General features: G+C 38.9%; 4 protein-coding genes. 3 read left to right on the plus strand and 1 reads right to left on the minus strand.

The genetic code is table 11. The features are described 5' to 3' along the window. Positions 1 to 558, plus strand: a 558-nt coding sequence (locus AC1DPZ_RS23825; RefSeq protein WP_477408156.1) for an ABC transporter ATP-binding protein, incomplete at its 5' end; no start/stop codon positions are given. Beyond that, positions 558 to 1,670: a hypothetical protein gene (locus tag AC1DPZ_RS23830; RefSeq protein ID WP_477408158.1), complete on the plus strand. Its 1,113-nt coding sequence runs from the start codon at positions 558 to 560 to the stop codon at positions 1,668 to 1,670. The genes AC1DPZ_RS23825 and AC1DPZ_RS23830, both read left to right, overlap by 1 nt. A 59-nt stretch (positions 1,671 to 1,729) precedes the next feature. Here the strand turns inward: AC1DPZ_RS23830 and AC1DPZ_RS23835 are convergent, their stop codons facing one another. Next, the gene (locus AC1DPZ_RS23835; protein WP_477408160.1) at positions 1,730 to 2,137 is read right to left on the minus strand and encodes an acyl-CoA thioesterase; all 408 of its coding nucleotides are present in this window, start codon (positions 2,135 to 2,137) and stop codon (positions 1,730 to 1,732) included. Positions 2,138 to 2,895: 758 nt separating this feature from the next. Here AC1DPZ_RS23835 and AC1DPZ_RS23840 point away from each other — a divergent pair. After that, the coding region (locus AC1DPZ_RS23840) for an ice-binding family protein (RefSeq protein ID WP_477408162.1) at positions 2,896 to 3,697 on the plus strand (802 nt) is incomplete at its 3' end.

Raw genomic sequence — 3,697 nt, forward strand, 5'->3', positions numbered from 1 at the left:
GTCTTATATTGGATAAAAGGAGTTAATGGGTCAGGTAAAAGCACATTGTTAAAATCCATTGCCGGCATTTTATCATTTGAGGGCGATATTTTGCTTGATAACAGTATCAGCATCAAAAAACAACCTGTAGCTTATCGCAAACTTGTAAACTTCGCCGAGGCCGAGCCTGTGTTTCCGGAGTTTTTAACGGGTACCGAAATGATTGCCTTATTTGCCCAGGTCAAAGGTGCGCCGGCAGGGCAGGAGCAGCACTACATAAAAACTATGCAAATGCAAGCCTATGTAGGCCAGCCGCTGGGTACTTACTCCAGCGGGATGCTCAAAAAACTTTCGCTGGTTCTGGCTTTTATGGGCAATCCCAAATTGATTTTGTTGGATGAACCGCTTATCACTATTGATACAGCATCATTAAAAATCTTGAATAACTGGATTGCCGAACGTTATAATGAACAGGGGACCAGTTTCCTGCTATCCTCACATCAAACACTGGAGCATGATGCCATGCCTGTTGCACGCGAGCTGTTGGTTGAGGAACAAACCCTAAAATTCATTACATAATGGGGCGGCCGTTAACTAACGTGTTGCTGAAAGTACTTGCCAATGGTTTTTACCAGGTGCATGCGCCAATATTGTTGTTCGTATTTTTTATTATGGTGGGATGCGTGCCGGGTAATATGCTCATCAGTTACCATGAATCGTTGATGATGGCTATGTGCAGTAGTCCGGTAATGCTGATGCTGGTTTTTGGCGGATGGCTTATTTACGTATTTAAAAGCTGGCATTACGTGTTGATACAATTACTTGCGCCCGAAAAGCAATTCCTGTTTTATAGCAGCAATGCTTTAAGCCGAAACGAACAATTAAAAAGCTGGCTTTACACACAAGCATATATTTTGCTTCCAATCATCATTTATGCACTGTTGACAGTTGGGGTAGGGCTTACGCATCATTATTATATAATACCTGTAATTATGTTGTTGTTTATAGCAGGGATAATTTATTGCAGCGCTTTGTTGTATACGCACCAGCTAAATAGTTTGATTGATGGAAGTAAGCAATCGCTATTGTTAAAGCTGAGCAGCAAGTGGCGCAAACCGTATTTTAGCTTGTACATCTATCACGTATTTGATAGTCTTAAAATCCAGTATTTTGTAACCAAAGCTTTATCATGGCTTATTATTACCGGCGTGTTTTATTTGTTTGCCGATGTTAAAAGCGATCTTAGGGTGGCAGGAATAGCAATCCTGGCGGTAATAACCGCACATGCAGTGCTGATATTTGAAGAACGTCGTTTTGAAGAAACCCGCCTCAGTTTTTCACGCAATCTACCCTACAGCCGCTGGCAATTGTTCCTGAATTTTGCAGGTGTTTATTTGTTTTTGCTGTTACCAGAATGTGTATGGCTGTTCGGCAGGTTTAACCCTTTGATGGCGTTGGAGTTATTACTTGCTGGTTTAAGTACGGCATTGCTATTTCACAGCATGCTATACTGGTTTGGCCTTAACATGGATAAGTACCTCCAATGGATCCTCGGACTTTTTATTGTGTTGTTTTGGATTAYCATGTTCCACCTGCTTTGGCTGCTGATACCGCTGAATTTTGGAGTGGGATATTTGTTTTTTTACGGTAATTACTACAACTACCAGGGAATGGCAAATAAAGATAAGTGAGTTGTAATGACTATTTTCTTTGGTCTGAATTGAATTAATGAATCAGACAAAAACGCCAACTAAACAGTATACTGCTCAATCACATCTTCCGGGATCTTAGTACCCCGGCCGGTGGCCATATCTATCATTACATAATCAAAATAACCATCGCAGCAAACTTTACCGGTACCCTTATTGCTTAAGCTAAACTTTACGCGGCAGCCTTTTTCATCAATGCTTTCAATCCCGGTTTTTACAATAAAGTAATCGCCCAAAGCGAGGGCGCGCTTATAGTCAACATGGGCCACACGCACTACCCAGCCAAAACCGCGTTCCATAAATTTTTCCATGGCCATGCCGTAGCACCGTTCCATCTGGTCGTAACGGGCAGCCAGCACATAATCAAAGTACTTGCTGTTGTGCACATGCTGAAACATGTCGATATCATCAGGACGTACACGTAATTCGGTTTCGAAAGTAGAATACATAGGAAAGTTAAAATTCAAAAAGTAAAAACTGCGCCTCACTCCTGAACGTGTTAAAAGTACGACAACACGCGAAAATTAAAAAATGAAATGCACTATATTATTACCGGAGTAATTTAAAACGGCTTTATATTTCATCCGATATTAAACATTATTGATTTGCATTTGCAATACGTTACAATATCAATGCTTCTATTTTTACGGCCAATATTGAAAAAATATTTCCATAGGTGTCTCATTTTAAATAGCGTATTGCATTTAATGAAATTTTAGTTCAATGCCTACAGTATATCCTCAATACTAATCATAATCAATTTGAAAGTTAAATTAACCATTCCCAATATCTTTATAGAACACTTATTATTTCATACATAGCAATCAGGCCCCTTAAAATAAATTTTACCTCCCTGGTTTTAATTCAAACGAAAAAAAGGCGATTGATTGGGTAATAAATAAAGCAGTAATAACTATTGAGTTAATTAGCCGCGGTGTTTATTATTTCCTATCCAACCTAACTATTGCAAAAAATCAAAATTGATCTTTTCTATACTTTATAGACTTAACAACCATTGAATGATCGATTTGGGAAATATTATTAAATAATAATTAAGTTATTTAAATAAAAGGTATTGGTTCGGTCCAAATTGCAGGCACTCGCTTTGCTCTTCTGCAGCAAATGAAAGGCAGATTTGTAAACTTCTGAATTTTAACCTTTAACGTTTTTAGCGTATAAAAAATCACCATTATTTAATTCATTAATCATGAGTAGAGAAAACAATTTCACCCAAAACAGTACCCAGGTGCATCGTAACTACAATAAACGGTTCAACATCATTTGGTCATTAATGTTATTGCTTGTTGTCTTTACAGCCGGATGTAAAAAGGAAAATACTGAAGGGGCAACAACGTCGCTTCCCGATTCCTCATTGTCGGCAAGTTTAGCGGCAACTGCCAGCCTTGCACCAATAGACCTTAAAACAGCAAATTATTTTACAATTTTAACAGCAACAGGTATTAGTACTACGGGCGTTACCTCGGTTACCGGTGATATTGGCACAAGTCCAATTGCCTCCACAGCAATAACCGGATTTGGGTTAATAATGGATACTAATAACCAATCCTCACATACATCCATTGTAACGGGAAAGGTTTATGCACCCAATTACGCGGTTCCCACACCGGCAAAAATGACTACAGCTGTAAACGACATGAAAACAGCTTTTACCACGGCAAATGGAATAACTATTCCTTCACCTTTAGTTAATAAATACGCAGGCGATATCAGTGGCCAAGTTTTACCTGCCGGCCTGTACAAATGGAGTACAGGAGTTTTAATAACAAATGCAGGTGTAACTTTAAATGGGGGACCTAATGATGTATGGGTTTTTCAGATTGCACAAAACCTTACCGTAAACAATAGCGCCATCATTACTTTGACAGGTGGCGCACAGGCCAAAAATATCTTCTGGGTAGTTTCGGGTAAGGCTACACTTGGAACATATACTAAATTCAGCGGCATTATTATCAGTAAAACACTGATTTCTTTAAATACAGGCGCTAAAG

Source organism: Mucilaginibacter sp. P4_G9 (assembly GCF_056400985.1).

Excerpts from the sequence above, each read along its gene's own strand:
- AC1DPZ_RS23835 (WP_477408160.1), bottom strand. The coding sequence starts at position 2,137 with ATGTATTCTACTTTCGAAACCGAATTACGTGTACGTCCTGATGATATC.